General features: G+C 68.0%; 17 protein-coding genes and 1 pseudogene. 9 read left to right on the forward strand and 9 right to left on the reverse strand.

All coding sequences use genetic code 11. The features are described from left to right. The 5 genes and pseudogenes from Q0741_RS24390 to Q0741_RS24410 all read left to right on the forward strand — a co-directional run. On the forward strand, positions 1 to 1,679 hold a 1,679-nt coding region (locus Q0741_RS24390; protein ID WP_298235793.1), incomplete at its 5' end, for an ABC transporter ATP-binding protein. Continuing rightward, positions 1,676 to 2,335: a S8 family serine peptidase gene (locus tag Q0741_RS24395; RefSeq protein WP_298235794.1), complete on the forward strand. Its 660-nt coding sequence runs from the start codon at positions 1,676 to 1,678 to the stop codon at positions 2,333 to 2,335. The genes Q0741_RS24390 and Q0741_RS24395, both read left to right, overlap by 4 nt. Then, entirely contained in the window at positions 2,328 to 3,671 is a 1,344-nt protein-coding gene (locus Q0741_RS24400; RefSeq protein ID WP_298235795.1) for a lycopene cyclase family protein, read from the forward strand. Before Q0741_RS24395 ends, Q0741_RS24400 begins: the two co-directional genes overlap by 8 nt. A gap of 180 nt (positions 3,672 to 3,851) precedes the next feature. Then, a pseudogene (locus Q0741_RS24405) lies at positions 3,852 to 4,929 on the forward strand (amidase); the annotation flags it as partial. Positions 4,930 to 5,159: 230 nt separating this feature from the next. Further along, on the forward strand, positions 5,160 to 5,864 hold the full coding sequence (locus Q0741_RS24410) for a glutathione S-transferase N-terminal domain-containing protein (protein ID WP_298235796.1): 705 nt from the start codon (positions 5,160 to 5,162) through the stop codon (positions 5,862 to 5,864). Positions 5,865 to 6,043: 179 nt separating this feature from the next. Here Q0741_RS24410 and Q0741_RS24415 read toward each other — a convergent pair whose 3' ends face one another. The 3 genes from Q0741_RS24415 to Q0741_RS24425 are packed head-to-tail and all read right to left on the reverse strand — an operon-like array spanning position 6,044 to position 7,568. Continuing rightward, entirely contained in the window at positions 6,044 to 6,742 is a 699-nt protein-coding gene (locus tag Q0741_RS24415; RefSeq protein WP_298235797.1) for an RNA polymerase sigma factor, read from the reverse strand. Then, positions 6,739 to 7,071, reverse strand: coding sequence for a cupredoxin family copper-binding protein (locus tag Q0741_RS24420; protein ID WP_298235798.1), 333 nt, complete (start codon positions 7,069 to 7,071; stop codon positions 6,739 to 6,741). The genes Q0741_RS24415 and Q0741_RS24420 overlap by 4 nt, the downstream gene beginning before the upstream one ends. Further along, a complete protein-coding gene (locus tag Q0741_RS24425; protein WP_298235809.1) occupies positions 7,068 to 7,568 on the reverse strand; it encodes a DUF4142 domain-containing protein in 501 nt (166 codons plus the stop codon). Before Q0741_RS24425 ends, Q0741_RS24420 begins: the two co-directional genes overlap by 4 nt. Before the next feature lie 319 nt (positions 7,569 to 7,887). On the opposite strand from Q0741_RS24425, the gene Q0741_RS24430 reads away from it, so the two are divergent. Both Q0741_RS24430 and Q0741_RS24435 read left to right on the forward strand, forming a co-directional pair. Continuing rightward, positions 7,888 to 8,847, forward strand: coding sequence for a nitronate monooxygenase (locus tag Q0741_RS24430; RefSeq protein ID WP_298235799.1), 960 nt, complete (start codon positions 7,888 to 7,890; stop codon positions 8,845 to 8,847). Further along, positions 8,844 to 9,677 carry a metallophosphoesterase gene (locus tag Q0741_RS24435; RefSeq protein ID WP_298235800.1) on the forward strand — a complete coding sequence of 278 codons (834 nt, stop codon included), beginning with the start codon at positions 8,844 to 8,846 and terminating at the stop codon, positions 9,675 to 9,677. The genes Q0741_RS24430 and Q0741_RS24435 overlap by 4 nt, the downstream gene beginning before the upstream one ends. A 35-nt stretch (positions 9,678 to 9,712) precedes the next feature. Here Q0741_RS24435 and Q0741_RS24440 read toward each other — a convergent pair whose 3' ends face one another. The 5 genes from Q0741_RS24440 to Q0741_RS24460 form a co-directional block, all read right to left on the reverse strand. Beyond that, positions 9,713 to 10,147: a MarR family transcriptional regulator gene (locus Q0741_RS24440; protein ID WP_298235801.1), complete on the reverse strand. Its 435-nt coding sequence runs from the start codon at positions 10,145 to 10,147 to the stop codon at positions 9,713 to 9,715. A 424-nt stretch (positions 10,148 to 10,571) separates the two neighbouring features. Beyond that, a complete protein-coding gene (locus Q0741_RS24445; RefSeq protein ID WP_298235802.1) occupies positions 10,572 to 13,067 on the reverse strand; it encodes a response regulator in 2,496 nt (831 codons plus the stop codon). 678 nt (positions 13,068 to 13,745) lie between these two features. After that, the gene (locus Q0741_RS24450; RefSeq protein ID WP_298235803.1) at positions 13,746 to 13,871 is read right to left on the reverse strand and encodes a hypothetical protein; all 126 of its coding nucleotides are present in this window, start codon (positions 13,869 to 13,871) and stop codon (positions 13,746 to 13,748) included. 586 nt (positions 13,872 to 14,457) lie between these two features. Next, a complete protein-coding gene (locus tag Q0741_RS24455; protein WP_298235804.1) occupies positions 14,458 to 15,531 on the reverse strand; it encodes a ParB/RepB/Spo0J family partition protein in 1,074 nt (357 codons plus the stop codon). 1 nt (position 15,532) lies between these two features. Further along, positions 15,533 to 16,717: an AAA family ATPase gene (locus Q0741_RS24460; RefSeq protein ID WP_298235805.1), complete on the reverse strand. Its 1,185-nt coding sequence runs from the start codon at positions 16,715 to 16,717 to the stop codon at positions 15,533 to 15,535. A gap of 45 nt (positions 16,718 to 16,762) precedes the next feature. Between Q0741_RS24460 and Q0741_RS24465 the strand changes: the two genes are divergently transcribed. After that, positions 16,763 to 17,176, forward strand: coding sequence for a hypothetical protein (locus Q0741_RS24465; protein WP_298235806.1), 414 nt, complete (start codon positions 16,763 to 16,765; stop codon positions 17,174 to 17,176). 240 nt (positions 17,177 to 17,416) lie between these two features. Next, positions 17,417 to 18,679 (forward strand): replication initiation protein, encoded by a 1,263-nt coding sequence (locus Q0741_RS24470; RefSeq protein WP_298235807.1) that lies wholly within the window; start codon positions 17,417 to 17,419, stop codon positions 18,677 to 18,679. Between the two features lie 13 nt (positions 18,680 to 18,692). Here Q0741_RS24470 and Q0741_RS24475 read toward each other — a convergent pair whose 3' ends face one another. Further along, on the reverse strand, positions 18,693 to 19,046 hold the full coding sequence (locus Q0741_RS24475; protein ID WP_298235808.1) for a DUF1428 domain-containing protein: 354 nt from the start codon (positions 19,044 to 19,046) through the stop codon (positions 18,693 to 18,695). Positions 19,047 to 19,147: the final 101 nt, after the last annotated feature.

A 19,147-nucleotide genomic window follows, 5' to 3' on the forward strand; every position in this document is an offset into this window, starting at 1 on the left:
ACCCCGCGGGCCTGCGCCAGCTGCGGGCCTGGATGCGGCCGCTGCTGCGGCAACAGGCCGCGCGCCTGGGCGCCGTGCTGCTGCTGTCCGTCGCCGCCGTGGCGGCGGGGCTGGCGCAGCCGCTGCTGACCAAGGCGCTGATCGACGACGGCGTGCTGGCGCGCGACCCCGGCGCCATCCTGCGCGCCGGCGCCGCCATGGCGGTGCTGGCGCTGGCGGCGCTGGGCGTGGGCATCGCCTGCCGGCGGCTGTACGCGCAGGCGTCCATGCGGCTGCTGCACGGCCTGCGGGAAGCGCTGTTCGCGCACCTGCTCACGCTCTCGCCGGCCTTCCACGCCCGGGTGCGCCAGGGCGAGCTGCTGGCACGGCTGGAGGGCGACCTGGGCGAGGTGCAGCGCTTCGCGGTGGATGCCGTGCTGTCGGCCCTCAACGCCGTGCTGATGCTGGCGGGCACGCTGCTGCTGCTGGGCCTGTGGAGCCCCACGCTGCTGATGCTGCTGGCGGTGCTGGTGGCCGTGAACGCCGTCGCCAGCGCGCTGGTGCGCCCGCGCCTGGAGGCGCTGTCGCGGCGCACGCGGCAGGCGGGGGTGGAAGTGTCGGCCTTCCTGGTGGAGAAGCTCGCGGCGGTGCGCTGCATTCAGACGCATGGCGCCGAGGGGCGCGAGACACGGCGGCTGAATGCGCTGCACGAGGCGCTGCGGCGCGAGTCCGTGGCGCTGCAGCTGCTGGGGCAGTTGGGCGGGGGCGTTCCGAACCTGCTGCTGACGCTGGGCGTGGTCGCCATCTTCGTGTTCGGCAGCCTCGCCATGCTGCGCGGCGAGGCGCTGACGCTGGGCATGCTGGTGGCCTTCGCCAGCTGCGTGCAGCGCGCCAGCGCGCCGGTGCAGTCCCTCATGGGGCTGTGGTTGGCTTGGCAGCGCGCCAAGGTGGCGCTGGAGCGGGTGACGGACCTGACGGCGCAGCGCGCCGAGGTAACGCCGTTGCCGGCCGGCACCGCGGCGGACGCGCAGGGGCTGCGCGGCGAGGTCGAGATCCGCGACCTGTGCTTCAGCTACCCCGGCACCGGGCGGCCGGTGCTGCGCGGGCTGAACGCCCGTTTCGCTGCCGGCAGCAGCGTGCTGCTGCGCGGGCCCTCGGGCTGCGGCAAGTCCACGCTGGTGGACCTGCTGCACCGGCATTTCGACCCGGACGCGGGAGGCATCCTGCTGGCCGGCACGGACCTGCGCCGGCTGGACCGCGCCGCGCTGCGCCGCCGCGTGGCGGTGGTGTCGCAGGAGGCGGTGCTGTTCGCCGACACGCTGGCCGGGAACATCCGCTACGGGCGGCCGGACGCGTCGGACGACGAGGTGCGGCGCGCGGCCGAGGCCGCGGGTGTGGACGAGTTCCTGCCGCACTTGCCGCAGGGGCTGCGGACGCCGGTGGGCCCGCGCGGCGCGACGCTCTCGGGCGGCCAGCGCCAGCGCGTGGCCCTGGCGCGGGCGCTGCTCATGGCGCCGGCGGTGCTGGTGATCGACGAGGGCACCTGCGCGCTGGACGAGGCGCTGGAGCTGCGCACGCTGCGGCGCATCGCGGCGCTGCTGCCCGGTTGCACGCGCATCGTGGTGTCGCACCGATCGGCGCACGAAGGCGAGTTCGACCAGGTGATCGAGCTGGCCGGCGCGGCGGGGGTACATGCATGAAGCCGGTGCGCATCGGGATCGTGGACGGCCCCCTGGCCGCGGCGCTGTCGAGCGCCGTGGAGGCCGTGGCCCGCTTCGGCGACAGCGCGGGGCAGCCCGGCCGCGCCGGTTTGGCCCACGGCACGCACGTGGCGCGGCTGGTGCTGGAGGGTTTGCCGACGGCGCGGCTGTTGAGCGCGCAGGTGTTCCACGACGGCCTGGACGCCTCGGTGTCGGACGTGGCACAGGCCATCGCCTGGCTGGCGGCGCAGCGGGTGGACGTGATCAACATGAGTTTCGGTTTGCGCTCGCGCAGCCCGGTGCTGGAGGCCGCTTGCCGGCAGGCGCGCGAGGCCGGCGTGCTGCTGGTGGCGTCGGCGCCGGCGCGCGGCGGGGCGGTGTACCCGGCCGCGCTCGGAAGCTGCTTCGCCGTGTCGGGCGACGCGCGCTGCCGCGCGGGCGAGGTGTCGTGGCTGGGGCTGCAGGGGGTGGACTTCGGCACGCACCCCTTCCTGGAGCGCGACAGCGCCGCGCGCGGCGGCGGCGCGAGCTACGCGGCGGCGCGCTTCAGCGGGCTGGTGGGCGCGCTGCTGGCGCGGGGCGTGCCGGCGCCGGAGGTGCGCGCGCAGTTGTTCCTGAAGGCGGCGTGGGTGGGACCGGAGAGGCGGTATGGGTAAGAACCACATGGAACACGCCGACATCGTCATCCTCGGCGCCGGCCCCGCTGCGCTGGCGCTGGCTATCGCGCTGCGGCGCACGGGCTTGTCGCCGCTGGTCATCGGCCGCCCGCGTCCGCAACCCGCCGTCGAAGGGCTGTCCTACCGCGTCGCGCAGGGGCTGCAGCAGCTGGGCTGCCACACGGCCCTGGGGCTGCTGGGCGCGCCGTGGCGGCGGCTGTCGTGCTGGGCCGGGGCGCGGGTGGAGATGAACGGCGAGTTCGTGGTGCAGCGCCAGGCGCTGGACGCGGCGCTGTGGCAGGACGCGCTCCTGGCCGGCGTGGACCTGCGCGCGGGGCTGGTGCGCCGCGTGGAGCATGTCGGCGTGGCCGACTGGCGCATCGAGTGGGAGGACGGGCAGGGCGCGCCGCGGCGCACGCACGCCGGCTTCGTGGTCGAGAGCCGGGGCCGCGCCGCGCCCAAGTGGGCGCCGGACGAAGCCGCCGGCGCGCCGCTGGTGGCGCTGTCGCGCGCCTTCACCGGCGCCGCGCAGGGCCGGCGCACCACCTTCGCCGAATCCTTCGAGGACGGCTGGAGCTGGGGAACCCTGGACGCCGACGGGTCGGCCACGGTGCAACTGGTGCTGCACCCGGACACGCTCCAGCGCCACGGCGGCGACCTCGACGCCGTCCATGCAGCGGGCCTGCGCCGGCTGGAGGCGGTGGTGGAGCTGCTCGGCCCGCGCCTGCAGCCGCGGGGCGGCGCCGGCGTGCGCGGCATCCAGGCCGTGCTGCGCGGGGGCTGCTGCGGGCCTGACGGCCTGCGCGTCGGCGATGCGGCCTACACCAGCGATCCGCTGTCGGGCCACGGCATGTTCGAGGCGGTGTCGGGCGCCCTGGCCGCCGCGCCCACGCTGCGCACGCTGCTGGAGCGCCCCGGCGACGCGGAGGCGGCGTGCGACTTCTACACCTCGCGCGTGCGCAGCATCTTTGCGCAGCGGCGACGCGCGGCGCGCGAGCACTACGCCACGGAGACGCGCTGGATCGACGCGCCGTTCTGGCGCGAGCTGCACGCCGCGCCGCCGGAGCCTGACGCCACGCCCGCGCCGCAGGCCGCCGCGATCGCGCAGCGGCCGGTGGTGGAAAACGGCTTCATCGTCCGGCGCCGCGTGGTGATCGCGCCCGGGCACCCGCGCGGCGTGCGCTTCATCGACGGCATCGACGTGCCGGCGCTGCGCGACGCCGTCCGGCGCGCACCGGGCAAAGCGTGTGTCGAAGGTCTGGCGGCACAGCTGGGCCAACCGCCCGGCGCCGTGCGCAATGCCCTGCGCTGGATGCAGGCGCAACGGCTCGCCTGAAACCCACCGGTTCCCGGGCCTGGCGCCTGGCTCCTGGCCCCCGCAGGGGGCGGGCGGCGCCTGCCTGGCGCGTCCGTGCCGGACGCATCCATCCCTGGTCCATCAACGAAGGAGACTTCCATGCAGCAACACGACGCCCGCGCAACCGGAGGCAGCCTCGGCCGCCGCGAGTTCCTGGCCCTGGGCGCCGCCGCGGCGGACCGGGGAAGCGACATCACCGGCTGGAGCGCCGTGCGCCTGTCGGAGGCGATACGCAGGCGCCAGGTGTCGTGCCGCGAGGTCATGCTGGCCTACCTGGCGCAGATCGAGCGCCTGAACCCCAAGGCCAACGCCATCGTGTCGCTGCAGGAGCCTGAAGGGCTGCTGCGCCAGGCCGACGAGCGCGCCCTGCAGCTGCGCCGCGGCGAACGCGTGGGCTGGATGCACGGTTTCCCGCAGGCGCCCAAGGACCTGGCCAACACCGCGGGCATCGTCACCACGCTGGGCTCGCCCATCCTGCGCGACAACGTGCCCAAGACCGACGCCATCGTGGTGGAGCGCATGCGCCGCGCGGGCAGCATCTTCGTGGGCAAGACCAACACGCCGGAGTTCGGCCTGGGCTCGCACACCTACAACAACGTGTTCGGCACCACGGGCAACGCCTTCGACCCCACGAAGTCCGCCGGCGGCAGCAGCGGCGGGGCGGCGGTGGCGCTGGCGCTGCACCTGCTGCCGGTGGCCGACGGCAGCGACATGATGGGATCGCTGCGCAACCCGGCAGGCTGGAACAACGTCTTCGGCCTGCGCCCCTCCTTCGGCCGCGTGCCCTACGGACCCACGGGCGAGGTCTTCGTGCAGCAGCTCGGCTACGAAGGCCCCATGGGCCGCAGCGTGGCGGACCTGGCCATGCTTGCTGTCGGTGCAGGCGGGCTACGACGCGCGCACGCCGCTGTCGCTGGGCGAAGACCCGGCGCAGTTCACCCGGGCGCTGGACCGCGGCTTCAAGGGCACGCGCGTCGCCTGGCTGGGCGACTTCAACGGCTACCTGCCCACCGAGCCCGGCGTGATGGACACCTGCACGCAGGCGCTGCGCCATTTCCGGACCCTGGGCTGCAGCGTGGAGGCGGTGGCGCCGCCCTTCGACATGCAGCGGCTGTGGCAGGCCTGGCTGGTGCTGCGCAGCTTCAGCATTGCCGGCATCGCGGGCAGCCTGTACGCGGACCCCAGCCTGCGCGCGCAGATGAAGCCCGAGGCGCTGTGGAAGATCGAGAGCGGCCTGAAGCGGGCCTGGGAGGGCGGCAAGGTCCGTATCCCGCCCCATCATCCAGCGCAAGGGCGACGACGGCTTCGGCGCGGGCAACCTCAAGGCGCTGTTCCGGCCAATGGATCGTGACCAGCGCTGTCGTGGCGTGCTCAACGTTGGGGACTGACGATGCCGCACCGGCCGGACGCCCATTCGCTTTCATGCGAAAGTCCGGCGTCGTCGTCCACGCTCAATGCCAGCAAACCATGACCGACCTGTCCCGCTTCCCGATCGTCCGGCAACGCCCCCCGCAGTTTCCTGACCGCATCCAGCTCTATTCGCTGCCCACGCCCAACGGGGTGAAGGTCTCGATCATGCTCGAAGAGACGGGCCTGCCCTACGAGCCGCACCTGGTCAGCTTCGACAAGCAGGAGCAGCTCTCGCCCGAGTTTCTTGCGCTGAACCCGAACAACAAGATCCCGGCCATCATCGATCCTCACGGGCCCAACGGCGAGCCGCTGGCCCTGTTCGAATCCGGCGCCATCCTGCTTTACCTCGCGGACAAGGCCGGCACCCTGATGCCCAAGGACCCCGCCGCCCGCTACGAGGCGATCCAGTGGCTGATGTTCCAGATGAGCGCCGTCGGGCCGATGTTTGGCCAGCTGGGCTTCTTCCACAAGTTCGCCGGGAAGGACATCGAGGACAAGCGTCCGCGCGATCGCTACGTCGCCGAATCCAAGCGGCTGCTCGGCGTGCTCGACCAGCGCCTGAGCGGCCGGCAGTGGATCATGGGCGACGAGTACTCGGTGGTGGACATCGCAACCTTTCCATGGGTGCGCAACCTGGTCGGCTTCTATGGCGCGGGCGAGCTCGTCGAGATCGAGCGCTTCCCCGAGGTCGCGCGCGTCCTGCAGAGCTTCGTGGCGCGGCCGGCGGTAGCGCGGGGGCTCGACATTCCCAAGCGGCCATAGGTTCAGCACCGCCTGCGCCGCCAGGGCCTGCGCGGGCCATCTTCAGCGCAAGGCTCGGCGCGCGGGACTTCGCCGTTCAGCGCTTGTTGTTGAAACGGCAACTTCGAAATGCCTGCCATGGATGCAAACGCGCTTGCACCACGCGGCATTTGTCGCACCAGGGAGCTCCTGAGGTTCCCTCAGCCGCCACCGTCCAGGCGTGCCATCACGCGCTGCACCACGCGGTCGCAGTGTGCACCCCCGAATTCATACAGGTCCCGCTGGGCCAGGTCGATCTCACGCTCCAGCGCCTCGCGCAGCAGGCAGCGCGCGCGGAAGTGCCGGGTACGCACCGTGGCCTCGGGGATGTCAAGACAGCGCGCCGTCTCCTCCACGCCCATGTCCTCGACCTCGCGCATCACGAACACGAGGCGCAAGGCGCGCGGCAGCTGGTCGATCTGCTGTTCGATCAAGGCCCGCATCTCGGCGCGCATCATGGAGCGCTCCGGAGTGCCAGCATCCGGGGATGCCGGGGCATCGAGCTCCATCTCGTCATCGTTCGAGGGCCTGACCATCGGGATCACCTTCTCGCGCCGTGCCTGACGCCGCAGCCGGTCCAGGCACTCGTTGAGTACCAGGCGCGATAGCCAGGTTCCTAGTGCCGCCTCGCCCCGAAAGTCGCCGATGGCCCGGTAGGCCGAGAGGTAGGCCTCCTGCAGCGCGTCCTCGGCCTCGGCGTCGTCGCGCAGCGTGGCGCGCGCCAGCCGAAACAGGCGCCGGTTGTGGCGCCGCATCAGCAATTCGAACGCCGCGCGATCGCCCAAGGCGATGCGCTGCACGAGCGTGTGCTCATCGTCGCGGTCTTCAAGCGCAGCTACCTGGGCATTGGAAGTCTTCATCGTGGGCTGACGATCAGTGAGGCCTTCATCGTGGGATGCAGCGTGCACACGTAGGCAAAGCTGCCGCTGATGGAAAAGACATGGCTCCAGGATGCCCCTGGAGCCATAGTGCGCGAGTCGAAATTCTGGCCGCTGGCGGCCGTGGCCGTGTGGGGAACCAAGTCCTTGTTCTCCCACACGACCCGGTCGCCGGGCGCAATGGTCAGCGTCTCGGGGCTGAAGCGCATCGCCTCGATGCTCACCCGGTGCGTGGCAGGATCGCCCGCCGCGCCACCGGCTGCCAGCATCAGGCCGAGCCAGGCGCCGGCCGAGCGATGGAGCACGCTCATGGCGCGGCTGGCAGCGAGGCCTGGAGGGACTGCGCGTGCTGCAGGTGGGCCACGAACGCCGGGCGCACCTTCACCATCAGCGCCTTGAGCTCTTCGTTGCGCGCATTCGGGATCAGTGTCTTGTCCAGAGCGTCGATCACGGCCTGGTGGTAGGTGACCTCGTGCTGGACGTAGGCGCGGTCGAACGCGTGGCCCTTGAGGCTCTTGAGCTTCGCGAGGTTCGCATCACCGCCTTGCTTGAGGCTCTGTGCTGTCGGGTTGTCCTCGGGCTTGAGGTTGAGCTTATGGGCCAGATCGGTCGCCGCCTTGTTGACGCCGGTGTGATCGGTGACCATGAGCTGCGCGAACTGCTGGACATCCTTCGACTGGGACATCGACTGCGCCAGCTGCCCGGCATCGATGTCCACCTGGTTGGCAGTGACCACGATCGCGGCGATTTGCGCGTCGTTGATCTGCTGCCCTGAGGCCATGCCTGCTGCACACAGGCACAAGGCCATGAGCGTCTTCTTCAACATGAATGGCTCCTGCTTGCGGGCTGCGTCCAGCGGCTCCCCATGAACGCGCGATCGCAACCCTTGCATGGGGATAGACGACGCCACGGCCGTTCGCGTTCCGGAATACCCCTGGAGCGGGCGCAGGCATGGCGATGCGGCTCGCGCACGAGAGCAACACGGGCTGATTTCCGGGACACGTCACCCGTCAAGGCCACGTGGCAGCAGCAGCAAACAGGGGCACGGTGTCACTCTCTTTGGCTGGACATGCATCATGTCGTGATATTTTCCGGGGAACCCCGACCGTTCCTTGCGAGGCCCACCGATGCTCCGTACCGCCCTCACCGAAATGTTCGGCATCGAGTACCCGATCGCGCTTGCGCCCATGGGCGGGGTGTCGGGCGGTCGACTGGCCGCGGCCGTTTCCAACGCTGGGGGGCTGGGTCTTGTCGGCGGTGGCTATGGAGACAGCGCCTGGCTCAGCAGGGAGCTGTCGCTGGTGAAGGGCGAGACCAGCAAGCCATGGGGAGTTGGCCTCATCACCTGGTCGGTCGATGCAGCGATCGTCGACATGGTGCTCGGGTACAAACCGCACGCTGTCATGCTCTCTTTTGGTGACCCGAGGGCGTATGGAGCGATCGTCAAGGCGGCCGGGTGCCGCCTGATTTGCCAGGTCCAGGACGTGGCCGGCGCACGCTTGGCCCTCGACGCTGGCGCTGATGTCATCGTGGCGCAAGGCACCGAAGCGGGTGGCCACGGCGCTGGACGCTCGACGCTGCCGTTGGTGCCTGCCGTTGTTGATGCGGTGGCATCGACGCCGGTGCTGGCGGCCGGCGGCATTGCCGATGGACGCGGCCTGGCGGCAGCGTTGATGCTCGGCGCGCAGGGTGCATTGATGGGCACACGGTTCTACGCCAGCGAAGAGGCCCTGGGCCACCCGCAAGCCAAGCGCAGGATCGTTGCGGCCCACGGCGAAGACACCTGCAGGACAACGGCATTCGACGTGGTGCGCAAGCTGGCTTGGCCCGAGCCGTACAACGGGCGCGCGCTGCGCAATGGCTTCGTCGAGCGCTGGAGAGGCCGGGAGGAAGAACTGGCCGCACAGCTGGACGTACAGCAGCCCGTGTACGCATCGGCGGTACAGGCCGCGGACCACGACGTGGCCGTCGTCTGGGCAGGCGAAGGAGTCGACCTGATCAACGGTGTTGAACCGGCCGGTGAAATCGTGCGGCGGCTGGCCGCCGAGGCGGTGGACCGGTTGAGGTGGGCTGCGAGGCTGGCATGAAACTCAACATCCTCTCGGACCTGCACCTGGGCTTCGGCGCGATGGACCGTCCGGAGAACGATGCTGACGTGGTCGTCCTGGCCGGCGACATCTCGCGCCACCGCGAGGCGGTGGCTTGGGCCTTGCGCTTCGAGCGACCGGTGGTTTACGTCCCCGGAAACCACGAGTTCTACGGCAGCTGCATCGAGGCGGTCACGCAAGATCTCAAGCACCTGTGCACCGGCACGCGGGTCCACGTTCTCGATGAGGGCGAAGTCGTGCTCGGGAACGTGCGTTTTCTTGGCACGACGCTGTGGAGCGACTTTGGGCTGTTTGGCGATGGCGAGCAAAAGGCTGCCGCCATGGCCGAGGCGCGAGAGTCGATACGCGATTTCAGCCGGATCCGGGGTACCACGTCGGCCAACTCGGCGTTCACGCCAGAAGATGCCGCGGCATTGTTCGAACGGCACGCCGCCTGGCTGGACAGCCGGCTCAGAGCACCTCACGACGGTTCCACCGTCGTCGTCACACACCATGCTCCTTCAACCCGGAGCATCCATCCGCGGTTTACCGGCTCGCTGTTGAACGCGTGCTTCGTCTCCAAGGCCGAGCATCTTCTGGGCGCCGACCGCGTGCAGCTCTGGATCCATGGCCATACCCATGACAGCTTCGATTACACGCTCAACGGGACACGCGTGGTCTGCAATCCGCGAGGCTATGCAAAAGGCGGTGTCAACGAGAACCCGCTTTTCGACCCCAATCTGATGATCGAGATCGGCAGTGATGCCGGGAAAACGACAGCACCAAGCCGCGACGGTGCGCTGGCCGACGGACACGCGCGGCAGCGGTGACTGGCTCGGCCACGTCGGCGCTACCTCGAACCAGCTCAGGCCATGCTTTCGTCGTTGAATGCGCCAATGTTCTCGACCGAGAACACGTTTGACAACGAACGCAGCTCCGTGCGGTGCAGCCCGGCAAGCCGCGCAATGCACTGATCGCCCTTCCTGGTGAGGTGGACTTCGACCTGACGGCGATCAACCGACCCGGTCACCCGTCGCACCAGTCCGGCGCTTTCGCACCGGGTGACCAGCGCGACAACGCCGTGGTGCCGCGCCTGCAGCCGTTCGGCCAGCTCGCCAATGGTGGCCCATTCCCGCCCCGGAAAGCCCTTCAACTGCAGCAGAAGTTGGTACTGCAGCGGTGTCAGCCCTTCGGCCTGCACGGCCTCCTCGCTGAAGCGCATGAAGCGGCGCAGCTGGTATCGAAACTCGGACAGCAGCTCGTAGTCGCCCTTGGTCATCGGCCTTGTCTTCTTTGTCATGGAGGCATTCGTCACGGCGAACTGTCTGCGCCCAGGTATATCACGGTGTGAGGGATATCACGCCCGCGTTCCTTCGGTGTGCGGCGGCCTTCACCGCGGCCTTGCCCTCCGAACCATGGCTTCGTAGGGAGACTGCGGCCAGCACAAGCAACCACAACATACCAGTAGCAACGTCCAATTCCCTCACTACCCTCCACCTGTTTTGCCCTTCCTCTCTCTCAAGGCCGGAGCCGGCAGGGATGACTTGATTGAGTTGAACCGAGTATGTTGTGCATGCTGGTTTTTGACAGGACTACGGCCTGGAAGCCGATGTGTTCACGGCAGTGCCCGAGTTGGGGTCGCACTTCTCGTGAATGAAAGGTCCACCTGCCCGGTCTTCGACGCCGCGTCCAGCGCCGAGGACGCGAAGACGCCTTTCCTGTATTCAGGCCGAGCCGGTACTCGGGTCTGATCCAGGCAGCGCCGTCGCTGTGGCGGCCGGTGCACCGGCCTGGCGGTCCAGCCACTTCAGGAGCGTCGCGTACAGCGCCATGGGTTCGACCGGCTTGCCCACGAAGTCGTTCATGCCCGCGGCCAGGCACGCTGCACGGTCCTCGTCAAAGGCATTGGCCGTCATGGCCAGGATGGGCAGCCTCTGTAGTCCAGGCAGCGCACGCAGTCCCCGTGTCGCCTGCAGTCCGTCGAGCACGGGCATGTGCACGTCCATCAGCACCAGGGCATAGGTCTGCTGGCCCGCCTTGTCGATCGCAATGCGGCCGTTCTCGGCAAAGTCCACCTCCAGCCCTACAGCACGCAACAGCGCCAGCGCCACCTCGCGGTTGACGAGGTTGTCCTCGGCCACCAGCACCCGGGCACCGGCGTGGCGCTGACGCAGCTCGGCGTCGGGCTGCGCGGGTGTGCCGTCGGAAGTGTTCCCGCCAGCACCGCGGCCCAGCCATGCCGTGAACCAGAAGACGCTGCCACCACCGGGGCGAGACTGCGCGCCGGCGCTGCCGCCCATGAGTTCAGCCAGGCGCCGCGTGATCGACAGCCCCAGCCCCGTGCCGCCGTGCTCGCGCGTGGTGGAAGCATCGGCCTGTTCGAAGGCATCAAAGAGTCGTGCCACCTGCTGCGGCTCGATGCCCGGGCCGGTGTCCTCGACCTCCAGGCGCACCAGCAGGGCGCCGTCCTCGCGTTGCTGCAGCTGCCGCGCCCGCAGCACGATGCGGCCGGCCTCGGTGAACTTCACGGCGTTGCCCGCGTAGTTGAGCAGCGCTTGGCGCACGCGCGTCTCGTCGCCGCGCAGCCACCGCGGCACCTCGCCGGCCTCGACCTCCAGGCGCAGCCCCTTCGCCATGGCGCCTTCTTCCACCATGGAGCGCACCTGCTCCAGCAACGCGGGCAACTCGAAGTCGCGCTCTTCCAGTGTCAGCTTGCCCGCGTCGATCCGGGCCAGGTCCAGGATGTCGTTGATGACGGACAGCAGGTGTCGCGCCGCGGCCTCGATCCGGGCCAGCTGCTGGGCCTGCCGCGGCGTGGCGTCCTCGCGCGCGAGCAGGTGCGCGAGACCCAGGATCGCGTTCATGGGCGTGCGGATCTCGTGGCTCATGTTGGCCAGGAACGCGCTCTTGGCGCGGTTGGCGGCCTCGGCGGCATCGCGCGCGGCGGCCAGCTCCGCGGTGCGCTCCCGCACTCGGCGCTCCAGCGTGGCGTTGAGCTCGGCCAGCCGTGCCTCGGTGGCCTTGCGCGCCGTGATGTCGAGCGACGCGCCGATGATGCCGATGACACGTCCCTCGGCGTCTCGGAACGGCGCCTTCGTGGAAAACCAGACGGTGGGTGTGCCATCCACGCGGCTAACCGTTTCCTCCATCTGCTCGGTCGCGCCGCTGTCCATGACCCGGCGGTCGTTGCTCATCACGGCCTGAGCCTGTGACGGGTCGCCGAGGAGCTCCAGATCCGTCTTGCCGAGGTAGTACTGCGGCGGCTGGCCGATGAATTCGCTCACACCCCGGTTGCCGATCAGCAGTCGCCCCTGGTGATCCTTGGCGTACACGATGCCCGGCACGGCATCCGCGAAGGCGCGCAGCAGCTCCAGCGCCCGATCGCGCTCGGCTTCGAGCGAGCGGCGATGTTCGATGTCAAGCACCACACCGGGCAAGCGCAGTGGCGCTCCGTCATCGGCCCGGTCCACCCGGCCGTTGCCCCGGACCCAGCGGTAGCTGCCATCGCGGCCGCGCACGCGGTACTCATGGCTGCAAGCGCCGCCGCGCGAGAGGGCCTGCCCGATGGTCAAGTGCAGCCCGGGCAGGTCCTCGGGGTGCACATTGGCGAGCACCTGCTCCAGCGACAGCCCGGTGTGGCCCAAGGCCGAATCGATGCCGAAGCTCTCGGCCAGGCGCTCGTCCACCGTCAAATTGCCGGTGGACAGGTCCCACATCCAGGTGCCGATGATGGCGCCGGCCGCCAGCGCGAGCTGCATGCGCTCCGCGGCGATCCGCGCCTCCTCGTTGCGCTGGTGCAGCAGCCGGCGCTGGCGGTGCAACTCCACGAACACGCGCACCTTGCCCAGCAGCACGTACGGCTCCAGCGGCTTGTGCAGGAAGTCCACAGCCCCGGCCTCGTACCCTCGGAACAGCTTCATCGGATCGTCGGGCGCGGCGGTGACGAAGATGATGGGAATGTCGCGCGTGCGGCTGGAGCCGCGCATGAGCTCGGCCAGCGTGAAGCCGTCCATTTCCGGCATACGCACATCCAGCAGCGCCAGCGCCACGTCCTCATGCTCCAGCAGCAGCTCCAACGCTTGCATGCCAGAGGAGGCGCAAAGCACCTGCACCCCGGGTTGCAGCAGCAGTGCCTGCATCGCCAGCAGGTTCTGCGGCATGTCGTCCACGACCAGCAGCTTCACGGAGTCGATATCACCAGGCGCTTCGATGGAGGTCATGGAGGACTTGGAGGACTTGCTGAGCCCGGAAACAGTGGTCCAGCAGCAAGCCGTGCCCGTTCGCGGTCAGGCACTGGGGCTGGAACAGGGCCTGCGCCACAGCACAGAAACGCCCCTTTCGACGCAGCTGGTTCGATGTCCGCTGCGTGGAAGACAGGACGCCTGCTCGGTTGGCACGATGCACGCACGCCAGACCCGCTCGCCGCTGCTGCAGCCCGCCCCACCCAGACTACAGGCGACGAGAAGGCACGTGACAGCGGCACGACCTGCTCGCGCAGTGCGCTGGAGTAACGATGTCTGCATTATCTGGGCTAACGGCATGGCTCCGCCCCGAGGCGCGTGCCCATGGCGTTGATCCCTACCGCTGGGGGCGAACCGACTGACCACCTTGAAAGGGCTGGGGCTCAAGCCGGCCCGACGCTCAGGCGGCTCGATCTCTACCGCGCAGGTGCCCTGTTCGTAAGCGGCACGATGCTGCCTGCGGGATGTTCCGCCTTCTGCGCATGGCTGCGCCGGTGCGCTGATCAGCCCGCGGCACACAGCGCCAGCAACACGTCGGCGCCAAATGCCTGCAGGAACGCATGCTGGTTCAGGCCCACGTTATGAATGTCGATAGACGCCACGCCGAGGGCCGCACAGGCACCCAGATGCTCCTACGCGGCCCACCGCGAACACGCCTCACAGCAGCGCCATGCCCGGTGCAAAGAGCGCAAAGGTCAGGAAATCCAGTGGCTCAAAGGTCTTGACGTGCTCGCTGGGCGGCATCGACGGCGACCACGAAGCTTTCCTGTCCCACATCGTCATAAACAACCCAGATAATCCTCAATAATCTTTGCCAACTAAACGCAAGAGTATTTTCTTCCCATGGTGCTCGCAGGTCTGTAGCTTCAAAACGGCAGAGCATTCACCTAACCGCCCTTGCGGCGATGACATGGACAGTGTTCAGCCCACAGGGTTTGTCCGCCTGGCCCGGGACAACCCCAGACCGCCACCGTGCCAGTCATGGCTGCATGGGCCGCGCATGTCATCAGGCCCATCCACAGCGTGATGGGATGCACGGGCATCCATGCTTAGCAGACCGACAGGACGGCGGCTTTTGCGGCGCTGCGTGAGGTGACGGAACTTGGATTCCTGCGCCCCGGTCCTCGCGGAAGATGCTCGTGCTACGGGTAGGACCGTCCCACCCCCAATGAGACCACCAGTCCCTTCGCATCACTCGATGGTGCACGGCACAGATGGCGGGCGTGGCGGCAGGAGGGGGTAGGACGGTCCCACCCCCAGTCCAACATCACGAAACAGCAGAATGCCGCGCACGTGAAGCGCGAGCAGGCCATTGACGCACCGAAGCTGATGCGCTGGCGGGGGGGAGGACCGTCCTACCCCCCGCCGCTCAGTCCAGAAGCTTGCGAAGCGCCGCCTCAAAAGCCTTCCACTGGCCTTCGGGAAGAACCAGCGGATCCAGTTCGATGACCGTACGCCCTGCGGCATCAGCCTTGATCGTGCCACGCCGTCCCTCGCCAAGATCCATCTCGCGTAGGGGCCGGGCACGAAGGCTGCGCCTGGGGGCTTCGTCCTTCAGGCAAGCCGTCAAGGCCTTGAACACCTGGGCCGCAGGCGAGCGTCCATCGACCATATCGGCACTGCGAGCCGCGGCCAGCACCGCGTCGGGGTTCTTTTCCAGCGCCTTGTGCAGGTCAGCTGCCCACCGAAACTGGATAGCATTGGGCGAGGAAAACGCGCCCACGACCTCGGGCGGCAGTTGTGCGATGCGCAAGGCCTTGCCGATATCGCTGATGTCCCGCCCGATGGCTGCGGCCAGTTGCCGGTTCGAAGGGAACAACCCCTCGTTGAGCGCGCGCAGGTACATGCGCCCCTGCTCCCAGGCCGACAGGCTCTGTCGGCCACGGTTCTCGCGCTCCATGTGCACGAACAGATCCCGATCCTGCAGATCCTGCACGATGGCCAGGACCGGCAGTCCGAGTTCCAGGCAGGCGCGATGCCGCCTGTGTCCGAAGACGATCTCGTAGCGGGCCGCCCCTTCGCTCCCCTCGACCCGCCCGGCCGGGAGCGGGCGTACCTTGATGGGCTGCACGTTGCCGCCGGCATCTTGGATCTCGCGCTTGAGCGCTTCGAAGTCCGCGTCAGCGAAGGAGTCCGGATGCCGGTTGGCCCAGTGGCTCGGGACGATGCTGCGGGCGTCCATCAACTGGCCACCGCGCTCGCCTTCGAGCTTGCGCAGTTCGCCTTCCAGCGACTCAATGCGCTGCTCCAGCTTGTTGGTCTCGAACACGGTCGTGGACAGCAACCCCACACCGGTGCGCGGTACGGGCCTCGGTGCAGGTGCTGCAGCGGGGACCACGGCTGCGGGGCTTCCGTCCGCAGCCGGCACGGCTTCCTCACGGGACTGCGGCAGCACGAACGCGATGCCTGACCCCTTCCTCTTCACAGGCGATCCCGTGCTCATCTCAGGCTCCCAGTTGCTTGCGCCAGAAGGTCTGCGCTTGGTCTTCGATCAGCTCCACGAGCCGGTCATAGGCCTCATAAGCGCGCTTGAAGGTGCGGGTGCTGGCATTGGCCGGGCCGCTGTCGTACACGGTCCCGAACTCCGCGCTGGAAGTACTGGCCGCCATGCTCTTGGGAATTTCCACCGGCAGCACTTTCTCGGCATAGGCCGCGGCGATCCACTCGCGCACCACCAGGCTCGCTTGGTCGGTGGACTCCACCTTGGCCGGCAGGATGTCGATGAAGGCGAACTCCTTGCTGCCGCCACGGTTCTTCACCAACTGCGTCGTCAGGTCGGAAAACAGATCCCAGAACTGGGCACTCGATGCGAAATCCAGCGCGCTGGGCGGCAGCGGCATGATGATCCCGTCGCTGGCCATGAGCGCATTGATGGTGGTGTAGGACAGGGCAGGGGGCGTGTCGATGATGATGACGTCGTAGTCCAGCCGCACCGGATCGAGCCCGTAGTTCAGGACGTTCCAGAACTCGAAATTCGGATCCTTGCTCTGCTTGGCCGGCAGCACGAACTCCGCCGAGAACAGGAACGAGGCCGCGGCAACCAGATCGATGCCCTCCCAATAGGTCGGGCGGATGGCATACGTGATGTCGGCTTGGTCGCCCGTGAACAGCGGCAACACCGTGTCGTCCACGTTGACCTCCGAGTCTGGCAGCAGCCCGAAGAGCGTCGTGAGGCTGCCCTGGGGATCACAGTCGATCACCAGCACCCGGTGACCACGCAGGTTCAGGCCTTGTGCCAGCGTCAAGGCCGTGGTGGTCTTCGTCACCCCGCCCTTGAAGTTGCCCACGCTGATCGTGACCGCTTCAGCACCTTCAGGGCGCAGTTCGTCGCGGCGCACGTCACGCACCCACTGCCGCGCTTCTTCCAGCATGAACTCGCGCCGCGAGCCGGTGCTGTTGAGCCGTCCGCTGGGCAGATCGCCTTTGCGCACGCGGTAGTCCACTTGGCCCTTGTCCAGCCCGGTCAGGCCCATGAGCTGCGTGGTGGAGAAGACGGGGGCCTTCTTACGCGCGTCCGGCGCCAGCATGGCGCCGCGCACCTGCGCCACGATGGACTTGACCCGCTCCGCTTGATCACTGATCGCGTCCAGCGAGATCGAGCGGCTACTGTTCCTCAGCAACGATTCCACCAGGAAGCTCCTTTGCATACAAGGTTTGTTATCACAGCAGATTTTATGAGCAGACGCGAAAGTCCACGGCAAACGCAAAACTCGCGTCTTTCCAACGCTGCAGCCATGGAAAACCGGACATTTGGTTTTGAAGTCTTGTCTGCTCCATGTCGTCGATCTTTAAAGACTTCAAAACTTCAAGATTTTGGGACTGTGGATAAGGCTGTTTTTTTTATAAAAATCAACAACTTGCAGATTCCATGTGTCCGGCTTTTCCGCTACATCCGTCCGGCTTTGGGCCGAAACACGTCCGGCTTTTCCTGTTCTGCTGTCCGCCGATCCGCCAAACGTCCGGCTTTTCCTGCCCTGCAGCGGCAAAGCCATACGTCCGGGGCCCTGGCCCTGTCCGGGCTGACTTGCATCAGTTCTGCAGAGACGAAGCACCGGGAAATGTCCGGGAATTCCTGTTCCTTGACCTGACGCAGCGGGCAGCAACTGTCCGGCTTTTCGACCCCTGCCCGTCACCACGGGAGGGTGGAACTGTCCGGGAATTCGAGTCCGTGGTTTTCCGATGTCACGCGGCTTAGTGTCCAAACGATTGCGGACATATACTGGGCCATGGCCAAGCCGTCGCACCAGAACAGACAGGACGCCCCTGCGACCACCCTGAACAAGCCGGTTGCCGCATTGGCCATCGTCCCGCTGAACAGGACGCTCACCGTGACGGCCCGCAAGGCCTACAACGTGATGCTGCACCTGGCGCAGCGGCAGGGCGACACGGGTGACGCAGGCTTCAGCGCGCCGCTGAAGGCGATCCTCAACGGCTTCGGGGTAGGCAGCAACGTGGCTGCCGACGCCAAGCGCTACATCGACCAGATGATGTCCACGAAGATCGAATGGCGCCCGTTGAGCCGCGGAGAGCAGTGGAGCCTGCCCAGCGCCGCAGGCTCGCAGGCCGTGCTGGAAGGCATCGCGGCGCAGGATCTCCAGGCCGAGGCCGAGGTGCGTGAAGAGCTGCGCAGCTTCAACATGCTGGCCGAGGTGCGGCTGTACAAGAAGAACGGCGAGAACTGGGTGACCTGGTTCTATCCGCCCACGATCAAGGAACAGATGCTCGGCCCCAACCGCTGGGCGCGGCTGGAGCTGGAAACCATCGCCCGGCTGGGCACGTACACCGCCGTGGCGCTCTACGAGATCTGCGCGCGCTACCGCGACAACCCGGGTGGCGTCACGGCCCGCCAGCACTGGAGCTGGTGGGTCGCGGTGCTCAAGGGTTCGGAGCTGGCCAAGCAACGCGAGTGGCGCAAGTTCAAGAACGAGTTCGTAGCGCCGGCGATCCGGGACATCAACGAGGCCAGCGATCTGGAGGTCGAGCTGCACGAATTCAAGGAGGGCCGGGCCATCTCGGACGTGCAGTTCGCCGTGCGCAAGAAGTCCGCGGCCAAGGTGGCTGTCAGTGCCGAGCAGCCGGCCGACGTCACGCAGGTCGCGCGCGCGCTGGCACTGGGCCTGCGCGAGCATGACGTGGACGCGTTCATCGAGCGCCATGGCGAAGCCGCGGTGGCACGCGCCCTCGATGCCATGGAGCGCTACAGCGGGCCGGGCAACAAGCCCATCGTCAACAAGGCCGCCTACCTCAAGACCATCCTGGCCGGCTTCGACCACGCGGCTTCCGCCGGGGAGGCGGCCACACGCGCCACGCCGGCGCCGACCAGGCTGATTGCCGCGGTTGCCGCAGCGGCATCACGGGCCGGCAGCGCCGATGGACAGGCCCAGGCGCTGGCCCGGGCACGGTTGGCTTTTGAAGCGCTGCCGTCCGACGAGCAAGCGCAATGGATGGAGCGCTTGCGGGCCCATGTGGTGCAAGCCGGCGTGGCCAACCCGACGCTCATACGGCGCCTGGACGCCCGGCAGTGGCAGTCGCCCATCGTCATGGCGCACCTGCTGCGTTTCTTCCTGGAGCAGGAGCCGCGTCAGGCGTGATGCCCGACAGCCCTCAGGCGTTCACGATCATCTGGAAGCCGCCGTAGATCAACCGCTTGCCGTCGAAGGGCATGGGATTGGTGTCGGGCTGCAGGCGTGGGTCTTCCATGACCTTCTTCATCCCTTCGTCGCGCACCTGCTTCGACGGCCAGGTGATCCAGGAAAACACAACCGTCTCGTCAGGCTGCCGCTGGACGGCCATGGGAAAGGAAGTCAGCTTCCCTTCCGGTACGTCGTCGCCCCAGCACTCCACCAGGGACAGCGCACCGTGCTCCTTGAACACGGCAGCCGCCTTCTCGGCGTGCTGCCTGTAGATCTCCCGGTTGGCCGTGGGCACGGCCGCGACGAAACCATCGACATAGTCCATGTGGCGCTCCATCCGTAGGTTCAAGGCGATATCACTGTATGAACGTGGCGCTGTTCGCGTTATCTGTGGACGGCGCCTAAACTTTGCTTGTCCTCATAGCA

The organism is uncultured Azohydromonas sp. (genome assembly GCF_937926365.1).
In the GTDB taxonomy this organism is placed as follows: domain Bacteria; phylum Pseudomonadota; class Gammaproteobacteria; order Burkholderiales; family Burkholderiaceae_C; genus Azohydromonas.